The organism is Oxynema mangrovii CENA135, from assembly GCF_016632315.1.
GTDB lineage: Bacteria > Cyanobacteriota > Cyanobacteriia > Cyanobacteriales > Laspinemataceae > Oxynema > Oxynema aestuarii.
In genome coordinates, this window is record NZ_JAEOXH010000001.1 from 368,606 (window position 1) to 385,434 (window position 16,829).

10 protein-coding genes are annotated in these 16,829 nt (G+C 56.4%); 5 read left to right on the forward strand and 5 right to left on the reverse strand.

Annotation, left to right across the window (positions count from 1 at the left end; translation table 11 throughout):
• Nucleotides 1-27: 27 nt before the first annotated feature.
• The 4 genes from JJD41_RS01465 to JJD41_RS01480 all read left to right on the forward strand — a co-directional run bounded on the left by JJD41_RS01465 (nt 28) and on the right by JJD41_RS01480 (nt 3,551).
• Nucleotides 28-516, forward strand: a complete 489-nt coding sequence (locus JJD41_RS01465) for a carboxypeptidase regulatory-like domain-containing protein (RefSeq protein WP_370583697.1) — start codon at nt 28-30, stop codon at nt 514-516.
• Nucleotides 517-519: 3 nt separating this feature from the next.
• Complete coding sequence (cbiM, locus tag JJD41_RS01470) at nt 520-1,167, forward strand: cobalt transporter CbiM (protein ID WP_200664397.1); 648 nt, start codon at nt 520-522, stop codon at nt 1,165-1,167.
• On the forward strand, nt 1,164-1,925 hold the full coding sequence (gene cbiQ, locus JJD41_RS01475; RefSeq protein WP_200664398.1) for a cobalt ECF transporter T component CbiQ: 762 nt from the start codon (nt 1,164-1,166) through the stop codon (nt 1,923-1,925). Before cbiM ends, cbiQ begins: the two co-directional genes overlap by 4 nt.
• Nucleotides 1,926-2,354: 429 nt before the next feature.
• The gene (locus JJD41_RS01480; RefSeq protein WP_200664399.1) at nt 2,355-3,551 is read left to right on the forward strand and encodes an HhoA/HhoB/HtrA family serine endopeptidase; all 1,197 of its coding nucleotides are present in this window, start codon (nt 2,355-2,357) and stop codon (nt 3,549-3,551) included.
• Between the two features lie 245 nt (nt 3,552-3,796).
• On the opposite strand, the gene JJD41_RS01485 is transcribed toward JJD41_RS01480, so the two are convergent.
• The 5 genes from JJD41_RS01485 to rpsT form a co-directional block, all read right to left on the reverse strand.
• Entirely contained in the window at nt 3,797-7,888 is a 4,092-nt protein-coding gene (locus JJD41_RS01485; protein ID WP_200664400.1) for a DNA-directed RNA polymerase subunit beta', read from the reverse strand.
• 106 nt (nt 7,889-7,994) lie between these two features.
• A complete protein-coding gene (locus tag JJD41_RS01490; RefSeq protein ID WP_168570777.1) occupies nt 7,995-9,875 on the reverse strand; it encodes a DNA-directed RNA polymerase subunit gamma in 1,881 nt (626 codons plus the stop codon).
• Nucleotides 9,876-10,137: 262 nt separating this feature from the next.
• Nucleotides 10,138-13,440, reverse strand: a complete 3,303-nt coding sequence (gene rpoB / locus JJD41_RS01495) for a DNA-directed RNA polymerase subunit beta (protein ID WP_200664401.1) — start codon at nt 13,438-13,440, stop codon at nt 10,138-10,140.
• A gap of 288 nt (nt 13,441-13,728) precedes the next feature.
• A complete protein-coding gene (locus tag JJD41_RS01500; RefSeq protein ID WP_200664402.1) occupies nt 13,729-14,547 on the reverse strand; it encodes a TatD family hydrolase in 819 nt (272 codons plus the stop codon).
• A gap of 391 nt (nt 14,548-14,938) precedes the next feature.
• On the reverse strand, nt 14,939-15,244 hold the full coding sequence (rpsT, locus tag JJD41_RS01505; protein ID WP_200664403.1) for a 30S ribosomal protein S20: 306 nt from the start codon (nt 15,242-15,244) through the stop codon (nt 14,939-14,941).
• Nucleotides 15,245-15,457: 213 nt separating this feature from the next.
• Here rpsT and hisD point away from each other — a divergent pair, with 213 nt between their 5' ends.
• Nucleotides 15,458-16,756, forward strand: coding sequence for a histidinol dehydrogenase (gene hisD / locus JJD41_RS01510; RefSeq protein WP_200664404.1), 1,299 nt, complete (start codon nt 15,458-15,460; stop codon nt 16,754-16,756).
• Nucleotides 16,757-16,829: the final 73 nt, after the last annotated feature.

Consider the following 16,829-nt stretch of genomic DNA (forward strand, 5'->3'; position numbering starts at 1 on the left):
GGTTGATTGGAAACGAGAGGAGCGATCGTGAAGCGAAAATATCCTAATTCTACGACCGATCGCCTCGGGCGAGCGATGCGGTTGCTGGCGTTCCTGGGGATGTTCCTGTTGGGCGATCGCGGTTCGGAGGCGATCGCCCACGGCGTCTACCTGGACTATCGAACCGAACGGGCGATCGCCATTACAGCCCGTTTCGATAGCGGTCAACCGATGCAAAATGCCCAAGTCACCGTTTACGCGACCGACGATCCCGCCAATCCTTGGCTGAAAGGAACCACGGACGAGAACGGTCAATTTTTCTTCATTCCCGACCGCGCCGTCGGCCCGGCTTGGGATATCCAAGTGAGACAGGCGGGTCATGGAGAAATCGTCCGCGTCGCTCTCGATCCGGACGGAGAACCCGCGATCGCACAACAAGGCCAGACTGGGTATACACCGCTTCAAATGCTGTTGATGGGGGCATCCGGGGTTTGGGGGTTTGTCGGAACGGCGTTATTTTTTTCGCGAGGCAAATAGTCGATGCACATTCCTGACGGTATTCTCCCGGCTAAAATCTGCATTGCCGGATACGCGATCGCCAGTGGCGTCACTTGGTATAGCTTGCGCCAGATCGACCGCCAACCCGACAGCCACGCCCAAATTCCCAAAGCCTCTTTACTGACGGCGGGGTTTTTCGTCGCTTCTTGGATTCACATCCCCATTCCCCCAGTCAGCGTCCATTTGATTCTCAACGGGTTGTTAGGAACGGTGTTAGGGTATTATGCCTTTCCCGCGATCGCGATCGGCTTGTTTTTTCAAGCGGTGATGTTCGGTCATGGCGGACTGTCTACCTTGGGCGTCAATGCAACGATGATGGGGGTTCCGGCGTTAATTTCCTATCACTTGTTTCAATGGCGCTATCCTTTCGTCAAACGCTGGGGATCGTGGGCGAGTAACTTGTTTGCGTTTTTCGCCGGGGCGATCGGTTTGGGACTGGCGGCCCTCATCTTTTTTAGCCTCGTGATTACTACGATTCCCGAAGGCTTCGACGATCGCACGGAACGCGGCGCTATTTACGGTTTAATCCTGGCACACTTGCCGTTAATGGCAATTGAAGGCGCGTTTACGGCGATGTTAGTCGGATTTTTGCAACGGGTTAAACCGGAGTTAATCGAGGATCGCCGATGAAATTAGGTTTGGATGAATACGCCCATCTCGACTCGCCGCTTCATCGGTGGGAACCGCGATCGAAACTGTTAGGCTTGAGTAGTTTAATTCTGGCTTATACGTTTGTGGAAGATTGGCGCTTGTTGTTGCCGACGGTCGCAATTACGGTTTTGATTTATTGGCTGTCTCAATTACCGTTTTCGTTTTGGTTGCAACGCATTCGTTATCCCGGGGTTTTTCTATTGGGAATTGTGTTAATTTTACCCTTCGCTTCGGGGGAAACGGTCTGGTTGCATCTCGGTCCGATCGCCCTTTACGCGGAAGGGGTGCAGGGGATGATTTTAATTGCGAGTCGTTTTTTGGCGATCGTGACCGTCGCCCTCGTTTTGTTTGGAACGGGTTCATTTTTAAGCACGGTAGAAGCCATGCGATCGCTGGGACTGTCTCCGATTCTCGCCGATATGATGTTGTTATTTTATCGCTACTTATTCGAGATCGGCGATCGCCTCAAAACGATGCAAATGGCGATGAGATTGCGCGGTTTTCAGCCGCAGAAACTCAGCCCTCGCAATTTAACTCTGTTGGCGTCTCTCGCCGGAACTTTATTAATTCGCAGTTACGAACAATCGGAACAAGTTTATCGGGCGATGTTGCTGCGGGGTTACGGTCGTATCCGACAAAATCGCGATCGTCAACCGATTCGTCTCCCGGATGCGATCGCCTTGTCTGCGGTGGCGATCGTGGCGATGAGTTTAATCGGTTTACAATGGCAATTATAGTCTATTTTGACTGAATTGATTTGATGGATTTCTTGTTAGATAGTGAATGAGTGTCCTGTAGGGGTTGGGTGACCCAACCCCTACAAGATTTTTTGATATGTTCTCGATCGACTGTCTCATAGGAACTTATTGTGTTGGGTAGGGGTTTGGCAACCAAACCCCTACAAATTTTACTCATGCAGTTGAAATGTCTAACCACTTAATATCGCCGTCTTCAATCCGTTGACTCTCAGATCGACTGGGTCAAGTCGCCAAATCTCTACGAAAAGTCTGATTCAATTGAGGAATGCTATTTTTTTCAAAATGCAATTCAGCTAACCCCAAATCTAAAACAATGGAAAGCCGATCGCCGGGTGGTGATTTCTCTACTTGGCTCGGGCAGAAACTGACTCTTTACAATAAATAAAACCCTTATTTTCAAACTATCCGATGGAAGAGTCGAATCGATTCAGCCGTTATTTGCGGCAAATTACAAGCTTATTCTGGGTCGGCCCGATCGCCCTGGTTCTCGCGATCGCCGCCCCCCTCATGCCCGTGCGTGCCGCGATCGTGCCGGATTCCCAGGCGATCGCCTTGGCCCCGCAAGCGGTAGACGCCACGGGAACCGGGAGTTTCGTCACCCAAGCGGTCGATCGGGTCGGCCCTGCAGTGGTTCGCATCGACACCGAACGCACCGTGACCATGCGCGGTTTCGATCCCTTTGCCGAAGATCCCTTTTTTGAGCGCTTTTTCGGCGATCGCTTCGTGGCGCCCGTGCCTCAAGAACGACGGTTGCGCGGTCAGGGGTCGGGCTTTATTATCGATAAAAAGGGAATTGTCGTCACCAACGCTCACGTCGTCGATCGCGCCGATCGCGTGACGGTCACCCTCAAAGACGGTCGGCAATTGGAAGGACAAGTTTTAGGAACCGATGAAGTCACCGATCTCGCCGTCGTCCAAATCGACAGCAACCGAGGGGATTTACCCGTAGCACCCTTGGGGGACTCGACTCAGGTAAAGGTCGGAGACTGGGCGATCGCCGTCGGCAATCCCCTCGGACTCGACAATACGGTTACACTCGGCATTGTCAGCACCTTGAAGCGATCGAGCAGCGAAGCGGGAATCCCGGACAAGCGTCTCGACTTCATCCAAACCGACGCCGCCATCAACCCCGGCAATTCCGGCGGACCGTTGCTCAACGCACGCGGGGAGGTAATCGGGATCAATACGGCCATTCGCGCCGACGCCAACGGGATTGGTTTTGCGATTCCCATCGACCAGTTTAAAGCGATTCAAGCTCAATTAATTAGCGGAGAGGCGATCGCCCATCCTTATTTAGGGATTCAAATGATTACCCTGACCCCGGAAATTGCCCGGGAACACAATCGCGACCCCAACGCTTCTTTCCAACTGCCAGAAATGGACGGGGTTTTGATCCTTAACGTGCTTCCGAATACTCCCGCCGCCGCCGCCGGATTGCGTGCGGGGGACATCGTGACGGCCCTCGACGGCGACCCCGTTCGCACGGCGGGACAGTTGCAACATTTGGTAGAACAGTCTCAAGTCGGTCAAAACGTTGAATTGACGATCCGACGGGGCGATCGCACCCGGGCGATCGCGGTTCGCACGGCTCAATTACAAGCCTGAAGTGAGAACGAACGGGGTTTTGGATGAGTCCGAAACTCCGTTCGCCCTCAAACCATAGATACTGTAGGGAGCGATATAATACCGTTTTTCAAAAATAATCAGAGAGATCGCCTGTACGGGTCGCCCCCGAACAATCACTAAAAAAGGAGAGTCCGGACGGCGCCGAACTCCCCTCATCGAACGATCTACAGCAACTCTCCTCGGTCGTCATCGACGAGAGTGAGAGCGATGCTTACATTTCAGGCTTACATGTCATCGTCGTCGTCATCGTTATCGAGATCGTCGTCATCGTCCTCGTCGAAGTCGCCGCCGATTAACTCCTCATCGTCATCAAAGGAGCCAAACTCCTCGTCCTCGTCCTTCGAGGCACGCGATCGCCGCTTGGAAGACTGGGGCGACTCTTGTTCGCCATCGTCATCCCCCATCGCCTCAAACATGCCATTGGTACTGTAAGACCGGGCCGTGCGATCGTCGAGAACGATATCTTGTAAATCGTCCTCCTCATCCAACACGCTCTCCGGCATTGCCAAACCGACATCGAGATCCGACGCTTGCAACTCCTCGTAAGCATTGAACCCAGTTCCCGCCGGAATCAAGCGACCGATAATCACATTTTCCTTGAGACCGCGCAGCCAATCGGACTTGCCCTCGATCGCCGCCTCCGTCAACACCCGGGTCGTCTCCTGGAAACTCGCCGCCGAAATGAAACTGTCCGTATTCAGCGACGCCTTCGTAATCCCGAGCAACATCGGCGTATATTCCGCCGGAGCGCCCCCGGTAATCGACATCGCCTCGTTGACCTGTTCCACCTGGCGCAGTTCCACCAACTCACCCGGCAACATCGTCGTATCGCCGCCGTCGTCGATGCGAACCTTATTCGTCATCTGACGCACGATCACCTCGATATGCTTGTCCGAAATATCGATCCCTTGGGATTGATACACCGACTGCACCTCGTTGACCAAGAACGTCTGCACCTTGGCGAAACTTTCCAACGCCGCCTCGTAAACCCCCAAGCGTTCCTGATTGACCTTGAAATGGATCTCCAGAATTTCGTGAGGATTCGCCGGACCGTCGGTCAGCGGTTGGGCTGCCTCCACTTGTTCCCCATCGGACACCAGGGCATTCTGCCCCGGGCCGATCGGATAGTCCTCGACATTGCCGTCCGGCTCCACGACTTTGATTTCGACGCTCTCGTCGTCGTTGTAAATCACCTGGGCCGTCCCGGCGCCCTTCGCTAAAATACACGCTTCCTTGGGCTTGCGCGCTTCGAGCAATTCCTCGATCCGGGGCAAACCTTGAATGATATCCCCGGTCTTGGCGCGCTCGAACACCAAAATCACCAAATTATCGCCCCGTTGCACCAACGAGCCATCTTCCACGTGCAGGACCGCCCCCGGCGAAACCCGGTAAGGCCGTCCGGTTCGCAAGGTCACCTCGTAACCGTCGCCCTCCGAGGACGGCGCGATCGCCATCACCTGACCCGACTCTTCCAGGACTTCTCCCGGCGCCACTTCCACCCCGGAGACCAACAAATCGCGCGGCTGGCAACTCGGTTCCCCGGTCGTCCTCACCTTGACCAAATCCGCCTCGCGCACCACCAGCACCCGCCGGATCGCCTCGCCACCCTCGCGGATGCCTTGCACTTCCCCAGCTTCCTTGCACTGAATTTCCGTGCGCGCGACCACGGCCCCGGGGGTGATTTCGTCGCCGTCGCCGACCAGCAAGCGCGTCGCCGTACTACCCTGGGTCGGATCCGCCGCCACGTCGCGCCGAATCACCAGCGATTCGAGAATCACCAACTGCAAGCGCATCAACTCCGGATCTTCCGGATCCGGCACCAACTCGATATCCGCCGCCAACTGCGGCGCTTCCTTCTCAATTTCGAGAATCAACTGGGTGCGTAACAACTCCAAGCCTTCCACGGACTTGACTCGTTCCCCATCTTTATAGGGAATCCGTTGCACCGCGCGCAGGCGAATGATGCCGTTGTCGTTGGCTTCCCCGATCGAATCCTGAGACGGAATCGCAGGCTCGTCCGGCACCGCAAACTCGATCGCCGGACGCAGCAGAATCGCCGGACCTTCGGGGGTCTCCACGTGTTCCACGTAGCGCAACTCGTCCACGCTCAGCCCCGGTACCACTTCCTGGCCCGGATAAGCTAACTGGCCCGATTCCACTGCCACCTCGTCGGGGTCGTCTACCATGTGCAGTTCCCCGGGCTTGATCGTAATCTCGCGCAAAATATCGTTCTTTTGCGTGACTTCGACCACCCCGGAACTGCTGCACTTGATATCTTTGACCACCTCGGTCGCGGCTTCGACGAACTGGCCGTCTTCCACCTGCAACAGGGAAATATCTTTATTGACCTCGTGGCATTCTTCCGGTACCCAGAGCAAGGTGCCGCCTTTGACGACTTCGTAGCCTTGCTTCGCTTTGCCGCGCTTCTGAACTTCTACCCCGCCGTATTTGAGGATGCCCCCGGTTTGGGTGCGATAGCGTTCGTCGATCAACTCGGCGACTACTTGATGGTTGAGGACTTTCGTCCCCGGGGTTGCTTTCAGGGAGAACAACTGATTGCCCGCCGTTTCGATAATGTAACGGTCGTGACCTCCCATGGATTCCGATCGCACGATCGCGCGATCGAGCAGGACCGACGCCGTAATAATTTCGACCTCGCGCGGGCCGTCGGTCTTCTGCTCCGGCGCCAAGCGCACGACGCCGCCATTTTCGGTCACGAGCTTCGTTTCCGCCAGCACGCTCCCGGCTTCGACGCGATCGCCATTCTTGACCACGGGTTCGGCCCCGGGCAGCAAGTTATAGACCTCACCGGAGAGAATCCAAATCAAGCCGCCGCGTTGGGCGATCCGCGTCGTGTTCCCCTGGCGGTCTTTTTTCTCTTCCGGCACCAGGTCGGCGAACAATGCTTCTCCGGCCAAATCCGCATCCACGTCCATGGTCGCCTTCTCCGTCGTCTTGCGCGAAGAACGACCCGCCGCGAGGACCTCGGCGACGATCTTAGTGGCGGCGATCGCCCCGCCATCGGCCACGAACACCGTCGAACCTTGGGTCAGACTGAAACTTTCACTGCGACCCTGACCGTCCACCACGCTCAACTGCGCGTTGGGGCTTTCCACCACGAACGCATCCTGACCGTGACGCGTGCGGAACGGTCGCACCCGCATCGACGCTTCGTAACGCACGGTGCCGTCGAACGGCGCCACCACCGTTCGCGCCACCTCCCCGGTGAACACGCCCCCGGTATGGAACGTCCGCATCGTCAATTGAGTCCCCGGTTCCCCGATCGACTGTGCCGCGATGATGCCGACCGCCTCGCCCATATCGACTAAATGAGCGTGAGCCAAGCTCCACCCGTAGCAATGCTGGCACACCGATCGCGTCGCCTCGCAGGTCAGGGGCGATCGGACGAACACTTCCTCGACTCCCGCCGCCTCGATCGCCCGCGCCAACTCGTCGGAAATCGGTTGGTTGCGAACCGCATAAATCCGTCTCGGTTCTTTATCCCGGCTCGTAAACTGAATGCTGCTGACGGGTTCTCCGGTCTTCGGATCGATGACATCGCGCGCCAGAGCTCGTCCCAGCAGGCGATCGCGCAGTGGAATCAACACGCGATCGCCGTCGGTCATCGCCCGCAACGGAATCCCCCGCATCGTCGAACAATCGATCTCGCGCACGATCACGTCCTGGGACACGTCCACCAAGCGCCGGGTCAAATATCCCGAGTCCGCCGTCCGCAGCGCCGTATCGACTAAGCCCTTACGGGCGCCATACGACGAAATAATATACTCCGTTACCGTCAGCCCCTCGCGGAAATTGGTCTTGATCGGCAAGCCGATAATCTGCCCTTGCGGATCCGCCATCAAGCCCCGCATTCCTACCAATTGCCGCACCTGGGAAATATTCCCCCGCGCCCCGCTAAACGCCATCATGTATACACTGTTGAGCGGATCCGAGGACTTAAAGTGTCTCACAACCTCGTCTTTGAGGTTCTCACTCGTCGAGTTCCACGTATCGATCACTTTTTGGAACCGCTCGACTTCCGTAATTTCCCCTCGGGTATAGCGCGTCTCGGTTTCGTAAATCTCCTGTTCGGCTTCGTCGAGGAGTTCCCGTTTGCTCGGGGGAATCATCAAATCGTCAACGCTAATCGACACTCCGGCTTTCGTCGCATAACGAAACCCCAAGTCTTTCAAACGGTCTGCCACTTCCGCCGTCCGGGCCGTCCCGAAATTGGTAAACGACCAATAAATTAAATTCTTGAGTTGTCCTTTGTTGACCACTCGATTGCGGAAAATCATCGATTTTTTTTCAGCCATCTTTTAAAGCTTCCCTCGCTTTGCAAACTCCTCGATCGCTCCAGCCATCCCGACCGCTTGGCGATCGGGCGGCGCCTTGGCAAAAACACGGGCGGCGTTTCCCATCTCAAACCGCCAGCGCTTCCTGAATCGTCTTGTTAAAAATAATCCGTCCCGGCGTCGTATAAACGTAGAGCGATAACACGTTCCCGTCCGCATCCTCGCGAACCCGACTGTACGGGTACGTTTTGCTGACGGTTCCATCGGCTAAGGTCTCGACTTTCGGTTTTCCTTCCAACGCCTCCTCTTCGACGTCCCACTCTTCGGGGTCGAGGCGCACCCACACGTAAGCGTGTAAATCCACTTCTTGTTGTTCGTACGCAACGATCGCATCGTCGAGATTGGCAAAATGACGCCCGGCCCCTTTTTGTTGGTGCGGGTTTTCTGCGGTTAAATAGTAACAACCCAACACCATATCCTGGGACGGCGTCACGATCGGACGCCCCGTCGCTGGAGACATGATATTGTTCGACGCCAGCATCAACAAGCGCGCTTCCGCTTGCGCTTCTAAAGATAACGGGACGTGAACCGCCATTTGGTCGCCGTCGAAGTCGGCGTTAAAGGCGGGACAGACCAACGGGTGCAATTGAATGGCGCGCCCTTCTACCAAAATCGGCTCGAAGGCTTGAATTCCCAAGCGGTGCAACGTCGGCGCCCGGTTGAGCATCACCGGGTGTCCTTCGATCACTTCTTCGAGAACGTCCCAAATGCTCGGATCGTTACGCTGAATCAGTTTCTTCGCCGCTTTGATGTTGTTAACCAGTCCGGCGCGAATCAAACGGTGAATCACGAACGGTTGGAACAACTCGATCGCCATTTCCCGAGGCAACCCGCATTGGTGGATCTTCAGTTTCGGCCCGACCACGATCACGGAACGACCGGAATAATCGACCCGCTTCCCGAGCAAGTTCTGACGGAAGCGCCCTTGTTTCCCTTCAATAATATCGGACAGGGATTTGAGCGGTCGGTTGTTGGCGCCGACCACGGTGCGACCCCGGCGCCCGTTGTCGATCAGGGCATCTACCGCTTCTTGCAACATCCGTTTTTCGTTGCGGATGATGATCTCCGGCGCCAGAATCTCTTGCAATCTCGCCAGACGGTTGTTGCGGTTGATCACCCGGCGATACAAGTCGTTGAGGTCGGAGGTGGCAAAGCGTCCGCCGTCGAGCTGTACCATCGGGCGCAAATCCGGCGGAATCACGGGAATGTAGGATAACACCATCCATTCGGCTTGGGATCCGGTGGCGACGAAGTTATCGATCACCCGCAGCCGTTTGATCAGTTTGGCCCGCTTTTGTCCTTTGGAGTTAGCGATCTCTTCGCGCAGGCTTTCGGCTTCCGACTCTAAATTGATATCTTGAAGCAGCCGTTGCAGGGCTTCGGCCCCGATCCCGACTTCGACCCCGGTGAGTTCGGTGTCTTCGCTATACAGTCGATCCTCGATTTCCATCCAGGCGTCTTCGGTGAGCAGTTGTTTGTACTGCAAATTCTCCGCATTGCCCGGATTGAGGACGACATAGGCATTGAAGTAAACAATTTGCTCGACATCGCGCAAGGGCATGTCCAGCAAGATCGACATGTAACTGGGAATCCCTTTGAGATACCACACGTGAGCCACCGGGGCGGCTAACTTAATATAGCCCATCCGGTGACGGCGCACGCGCGATTCGGTCACTTCGACGCCGCAGCGCTCGCACACGATCCCCCGGTGGCGGACGCGCTTGTATTTACCGCAATGACATTCCCAATCTTTAGCCGGACCGAAAATCCGCTCGCAAAACAGCCCGTCCATTTCCGGTTTGAGGGTGCGGTAGTTGATCGTTTCGGGTTTGGTGACTTCCCCGACCACTTGCCCGTTTGGTAGCGTTCTTTCCCCCCATACACGAATCCGATCCGGAGATGCCAGACCAATTTTGACATAATCAAAACGCTGTTCGAGCTTTGGCATTGTTTCCCTCTGAAATAAGCGTGACGTTCTTGCTAATTACACTCTCGGGCTGCGCTCCACAGACGGCAGCCTCCTGTTTCCAAGCGGCTTGGCGACGGTGCGATCGCCTACAACTCCAAGTCAACGCAATCCTTGAAAAAGCTCGATCGAGCCTCACTGTCCCTTGAAACCGGATATTGCGTCGCCTCCCCGAGGGGGGAGGGTTCCCCAGCGAGTCCCCTCGGAGGGGAACCCTCCCCCTCCGAGTCGGGGTCTGGCTCAATTATTCGTCTTCTTCCAATGCCTCCTTGGATACGGATTCGTAAGTCGGACGCGAAGGGGTGCGGCGGTTGTTGACGTCGGCCATCAAATCCACTTCCACATCCTGAGAGGTGCCGTCATCTTTGGTTTCTACTTTGTGAACCGCAATATCCAAACACAGGGATTGCAATTCGCGCATCAACACCTTGAAAGATTCGGGAGTTCCCGGACGCGGAATCGCCTTGCCTTTGACGATCGCATTTAACGCCTCGTTGCGTCCTTGCATGTCGTCGGACTTGACTGTGAGCAACTCTTGCAACGTATACGCCGCGCCGAAAGCTTCGAGGGCCCACACCTCCATTTCTCCGAAACGCTGTCCCCCTTGTTGAGCTTTCCCACCCAAGGGTTGCTGGGTCACCAGGGAGTACGGTCCGGTAGAACGGGCGTGGATCTTGTCGTCTACCAAGTGAACCAGCTTGAGCATGTACGCCTTACCGACGGTCACCGGGCGATCGAACGGTTCTCCGGTTCGTCCGTCGTAGACCATCGTCTTACCGGGATGGTCTTCGTTGAAAATCCAATCTTTATGCAACTTCTCGCGGGCTTCGCCGAGTTTGGCGTGAACCGACTCCCGCGATTTCTGGGGCCCGTGCATTTCGTCGAACGGCACCACCTTAAACCGCGAGTTCAAACATTCCCCGGCCCAGCCGAGCAAGCATTCAAAAATCTGGCCGACGTTCATCCGCGACGGTACCCCCAACGGATTCAAGACGATATCCACCGGGCGACCGTCGGGCAGGTAGGGCATGTCTTCTACGGGTAAAATCCGGGAAATAATCCCTTTATTCCCGTGGCGACCCGCCATTTTATCCCCGACTTGGATTTTGCGTTTCTGGGCGACGTAGACGCGAACGACCATATTCGCTCCCGGAGGCAGTTCGTCCCCTTGTTCCCGGGTGAACACGCGCACGTCTACCACCCGACCTTTTTCGCCGTTGGGGACGCGCAGGGAGTTGTCGCGCACGTCGCGCGCTTTTTCGCCGAAAATGGCGCGCAGCAGTTTTTCTTCCGGGGGTTGGTCGGATTCGCCTTTGGGGGTGACTTTACCGACGAGAATATCTCCGGCTTCCACCCAAGCCCCGATCCGAATAATCCCGTTTTCGTCTAACTGACGCAGGGCGTCTTCGCCGACGTTGGGGATTTCTCGGGTAATTTCTTCCGGGCCTAATTTGGTCTGGCGCGCTTCGATTTCGTATTTTTCGATGTGAATCGAGGTATAGACGTCGTCGTAGACCAATCGCTCGCTAATGAGGATGGCGTCTTCGTAGTTGTAGCCTTCCCAAGGCATGTACGCTACTAAGATGTTTTGTCCGAGGGCGAGTTCGCCGCCTTCGGTGGCGGAACCGTCGGCGAGGACTTGGCCGACTTCTACTTCGTCGCCTTCAAAGACTAAGGGGCGCTGGTTTAAGCAGGTGTCTTGGTTGGAGCGCTGGTATTTTTGCAGGGCATATTCCATCTCCAACCCGGTATCGTCGCGCCGGACGCGAATTTTGGTGGCATCGCAAAAGGTGACGGTGCCGTTGGTGCGCGCGACGACGACCATGCCGCTATCCCGGGCGGCTTGGGCTTCTAAGCCCGTTCCGACGAGGGGACGTTCGGGTTTCAACAGGGGAACGGCCTGACGTTGCATGTTGGATCCCATCAGAGCCCGGTTGGCGTCGTCGTGTTCCAGGAAGGGAATTAAGGAGGTGGCCACGGAGATGATTTGGACCGGGGAGACCGCCACGTAGTCGACTTGGTCGGGACTGGTGGTGGTGAAGTCCTGCCGGTAGCGCACGGGTACGGTGTCGCCGAGGATGTAGCCGTCGGCGTCCATGGGGATGTCTCCGGGGGCGACGCGCAGGTCGTCTTCTTCGTCGGCGGTCATGAACGTGGGGGGGCGATCGCGCAAAACGCGCCCGTCTTCTACGGGATAGTACGGGGTTTCGATAAAGCCGTAGGCGTTGACTTTGGCGTGGGTCGCCAGGGAGCCGATCAAGCCCGCGTTGGGACCTTCTGGGGTTTCGATGGGGCAGATCCGCCCGTAGTGGGAGGGGTGAATGTCACGCACGGCAAATCCCGCCCGTTCTCGGGTCAGACCCCCGGGACCGAGGGCGCTCAAGCGCCGCTTGTGGGTCAATTCGGCGAGGGGGTTGGTCTGGTCCATGAACTGGGACAGTTGGGAGGAGCCGAAGAATTCTTTAATCGCCGCGACTAGGGGTTTGGGGTTGACTAAGGAGGCGGGGGTTAAGGAGTCGGCGTCGGAAACGGTCATGCGTTCGCGGATGATCCGCTCTAGGCGGTTCAAGCCGACGCGCACTTGGTTTTGCAGCAGTTCGCCGACGGAGCGCACCCGACGGTTGCCGAGGTGGTCGATGTCGTCGGTGGAACCGATGTCAAATTTGAGGTTGATCAGGTAGTCGATCGCCGTCAAAATGTCTTGAGGGGTCAGGACTCGGGTGGTTTCGGGGACGTTCAAGCGCAGTTTGCGGTTGAGTTTGTAGCGTCCGACGCGCCCTAAGTCGTAGCGTTTGGGGTCGAAGAAGCGCGATTCGAGCAACTGGGAGCCTCCGGAAACCGTGGGCGGTTCGCCGGGTCGCAGTTTTTTGTACAGCTCCATGAGGGCTTCTTCTTCGGTGAATTGCCCTTCTTTTTCGATGGTTTTTTGGAAGTATTCGGGGTGGCGCAGGGCGTCGAAAATTTCGTTGTCGGTCAGACCGAGGGCTTTGAGTAGAATTTGGGTGGAGAGTTTGCGGGTTTTGTCGATCCGGACCCAGACGAGATCGTTTTTGTCGGTTTCAAATTTGAGCCACGCGCCTCGGTTGGGGATTAAGGAAGCGTTGTAGGTCCGGCGGCCATTTTTATCGGTGTCGGATTTGTAGTAGACTCCTGGCGATCGCACGATTTGGTTGACGATGACTCGTTCGGCGCCGTTGATGATGAAGGTGCCGCGTTCGGTCATCAAGGGCAAGTCGCCGATGAAGACTTCTTGTTCTTTGATTTCTCCGGTTTCTTTGTTGATCAGCCGCGTGGGGACGTACATCTGCACGGCGTAGGTGCTGTCGCGCCGTTTGGCTTCGTCTACGTCGTATTTCGGGCGTTTGAGTTTGTAATCTTTACCAATAAAATGGAGTTCTAATTTTCCGGTGTAATCGGTAATCGGCGAGAAACTATCGAGTTCTTCGATCAGTCCTTCTTCGAGAAACCAACGAAAGCTCGATCGCTGGATTTCTACGAGGTCGGGCAGGGTAAACGTGGGTGCGCTGCTGATTGTTGGGTTGTTCATGACTAGGAGTCTCTTTCACCGATACGCTTCAATGGAGGCAAGGGCTGCGAACGTCGCTCGACTCGGATCCGATCGCGCCGCGTGCGGGGGAATGCGGGGATTCACGCGTTAGGGGCGTCGATCTTCAGTCCGTACGAGGCTCAAACGACCCGAGGGGCGATCGCCCTTCGGGGAAATCTGGGGGTGGCGGTTGACGGATGAATCCCAATGGCATAGGAGTGAAGGTCACAAGGCGCGTTGATAAACCCGCCACTATACTACAGTCTTTACGTTTTGTCTAGGCTTCGGTTAGGGACTCGCCGCCGGGGCGGGCGTTCCTTCGCCGTCGGGTAAGGATAAACGGAACAGCCGAACGGCATTTTGCGTGGTTTGGCGGGCGAGTTCGTCGAGGTCTACTCCTCTCAATTGGGCGATCGCCTCGGCGACGTAGCGCACGAAGGCGGGTTCGTTCCGCTTGCCCCGACGGGGAACGGGTGCTAAAAAGGGACAGTCGGTTTCGACGAGCAGGCGATCGCCGGGAACCAGCCGCGCCGATTCCTGGATGTCGTCGGCCTTTTTGAAGGTGACGATCCCACTAAAACTAATGTAAAATCCCAAATCTAAAAACCATTGGGTTTCCTCTGGAGTGCCGCTCCAACAGTGCATGACTCCCGCGATCGGGCCGCGTTCTTTAGTAAACTGTCGCAACAGTTCGGCCAGTTCGGCAGCCGCCTCCCGACAGTGAATGATGACGGGTTTGTCTAACTCTCGGGCAATTTTGAGTTGGGCTTCAAAAACTTCTTTTTGCTGTTGTTGGTTTGCCGCTTTATAAAAATCTAGCCCCATTTCGCCAATGGCGACTACGCGCGAATCGCGGCGGGCTAAGGTTTCGATCTGCCGGGCCGTATCGCCGTGCCATTGATGGGCTTCTAAAGGATGCAAACCGACGGCGAACGAAAGTTCTTCAAACTGATTGGCTAAGGCTTGGATGCTGTCAAACTCTTCGGGAGTGACGCACGAATGAACGAGCCGGACTACTCCGGCCTCTTGCCACCGTTGTCGAACTGCTTCTAAATCGGACTGGAACCGCTCGAAATTGATATGTACGTGGGTATCTACCAATTGCATGGGGCAAGGTGGCTGGCTGTTCGGGGATGGATGGAATCTGGTATCCAGGATTCATTGTAGCGCTTTCGACGGCGGAAAACCGACGGCCATGCGAAAACGACCCACGAGATCGGGAGGCTGAAGGCTTCACTGTCCGCGAAGCGGATAACCTGATACCCGATAAGGCCGTAGGTTGAATGGGCGTGTTGAGGAAGTGGCGATCGCGGCGATCGCGAACTGAACTCAACTCGAACCTCCTGGTCTAGGGGAATCGGACTCGGCGCGATCGCCACGACTGTCCTGGAAGACGGGGGCGGGAACTCCAGTGGTCGCAACCACCGAGTTGCCCGCGACTTCTGAACGAAGAGGGCATCGGCCTTCGGCAACGGCGATCGCCAAAGGCTGCCGGGATTCAGGAGGCCGCCGAATAGGGTTCCACGTTGGTTTTGAACGCTTTGGCCAGTCGCGCTTTTTTGCGCGAGCCATTGTTCTTGTGGTAGGCGCCCCGCTTGACGGCCTTGTCAATCTTGCTGTAAGCCGCACTCATGCGACGGTCGATTTCTTGGCGGAGTTCGTCAGACGGATTCTGAGAATACTCCTCTATCGACACGAAAACCTTTTTCATCAAGGTTTTGACGGCGGATTTGTAGGACTTGTTGCGCAAGCGGTTGCGCTCGTTGATCTTGATGCGCTTGATTGCTGACTTGATATTCGCCACGATCGATGCTCGGAGAAATGCCTTAAGAAACAAACATACAAAATACTAGATATACTACTATAACATCTTCGCTGCCAAGACAACGGTGGAAACGAAAAATCCACGTTAAGCTAGATCGAGAGGGGTTCGGGTCAGCCTGGCATCGGCAGTGGCGGTTGATGTCGCCCAGACCCGTTCTCTGACGGGCATAACTTCTGATTCATTCCTAACTCCATGCTGCGAATCATTACAGAGCGGACTGAGGCACGAGCCGAACTGCGACGGATCTGCGATCGCACCCACGACGAGCGCGTGGTTCACAAAGAGGCCACCGTGCGAGAAGTCATCCAAGCGGTTCAGCGCCAAGGTGACCGGGCATTGCTGCACTATACCAGTGAATTCGACGGGCAGACGCTCAAGCCGGAAGAACTGCGGGTGAGTGGGTCCGAACTCGATGCCGCCTACCAACAGGTATCGAAAGAATTACTCGATGCGATTCGCTTGGCCAGAGTCCAAGTGGAAGCCTTTCACCGACAGCGCGTTCCCAAGTCTTGGGTTCAGTTTGGGGAAAACGAAGTGGTTCTCGGCAAGCGCTACACCCCGGTCGATCGCGCCGGACTGTACGTTCCTGGAGGGCGCGCGGCTTATCCGAGTACGGTATTGATGAATGCGATTCCGGCTAAAGTGGCCGGAGTGCCGCGCATCGTCATGTGTACGCCCCCCGGTCCGGACAAAACCCTCAATCCGGCGGTGTTGGTGGCGGCGCAAGAAGCGGGGGTCACCGAAATTTATCGCGTCGGCGGCGCCCAGGCGATCGCCGCATTGGCTTACGGCACGCAAACGATTCCCAACGTCCACGTGATTACCGGACCGGGCAACATTTACGTGACCTTAGCCAAAAAACTCGTCTACGGAACCGTCGGGATCGATTCCCTGGCCGGACCGTCGGAAGTTTTAGTCATTGCCGACTCTCAAGCCAATCCGGTTCACGTCGCCGCCGACTTACTCGCCCAAGCCGAACACGATCCGCTCGCCGCCGCCATTTTAATCACCCCGGACGGCAACTTGGCGAAGCAAGTGGTCGCCGAGGTGGAGAACCAATTAGCCGAACATCCGCGCCGAACCCTGACGGAAAAGGCGATCGCCCATTACGGCGTGGCGATTGTGGTCGAATCCCTAGAGGTAGCTGCCGAACTGTCCAACGAGTTCGCACCGGAACACCTCGAACTCGAAATCGCCGAACCGTGGGACTTACTGCCTCAAATCCGTCATGCGGGGGCAATTTTCTTGGGGAACTCCACCCCGGAAGCGGTGGGGGATTACCTCGCCGGGCCCAATCATACCTTACCCACCTCCGGGGCGGCTCGCTATGCCTCGGCCCTGAGTGTGGAAGTATTTATGAAGCATTCGAGCTTGATTCAATATTCGCCGAAAGCCTTGCAAAAAGTGGCCGGGGCGATCGAAGTGCTGGCCCAAGCTGAAGGACTGCCCTCTCATGCCGAATCGGTGCGCTTGCGCCGGGAAAACCTGTAAAAACCCTCGGCGATCGCCTCGCGGCTGACCTCAATTGCTGATGTCTTCTACCGCCTATCCCGTAAGCAGACGT

Excerpts from the sequence above, each read along its gene's own strand:
- JJD41_RS01485 (WP_200664400.1), bottom strand. The coding sequence starts at position 7,888 with ATGGCTGAAAAAAAATCGATGATTTTCCGCAATCGAGTGGTCAACAAA.
- cbiM (WP_200664397.1), top strand. The coding sequence starts at position 520 with ATGCACATTCCTGACGGTATTCTCCCGGCTAAAATCTGCATTGCCGGA.
- hisD (WP_200664404.1), top strand. The coding sequence starts at position 15,458 with ATGCTGCGAATCATTACAGAGCGGACTGAGGCACGAGCCGAACTGCGA.
- JJD41_RS01500 (WP_200664402.1), bottom strand. The coding sequence starts at position 14,547 with ATGCAATTGGTAGATACCCACGTACATATCAATTTCGAGCGGTTCCAG.
- cbiQ (WP_200664398.1), top strand. The coding sequence starts at position 1,164 with ATGAAATTAGGTTTGGATGAATACGCCCATCTCGACTCGCCGCTTCAT.
- rpoB (WP_200664401.1), bottom strand. The coding sequence starts at position 13,440 with ATGAACAACCCAACAATCAGCAGCGCACCCACGTTTACCCTGCCCGAC.
- JJD41_RS01480 (WP_200664399.1), top strand. The coding sequence starts at position 2,355 with ATGGAAGAGTCGAATCGATTCAGCCGTTATTTGCGGCAAATTACAAGC.
- JJD41_RS01490 (WP_168570777.1), bottom strand. The coding sequence starts at position 9,875 with ATGCCAAAGCTCGAACAGCGTTTTGATTATGTCAAAATTGGTCTGGCA.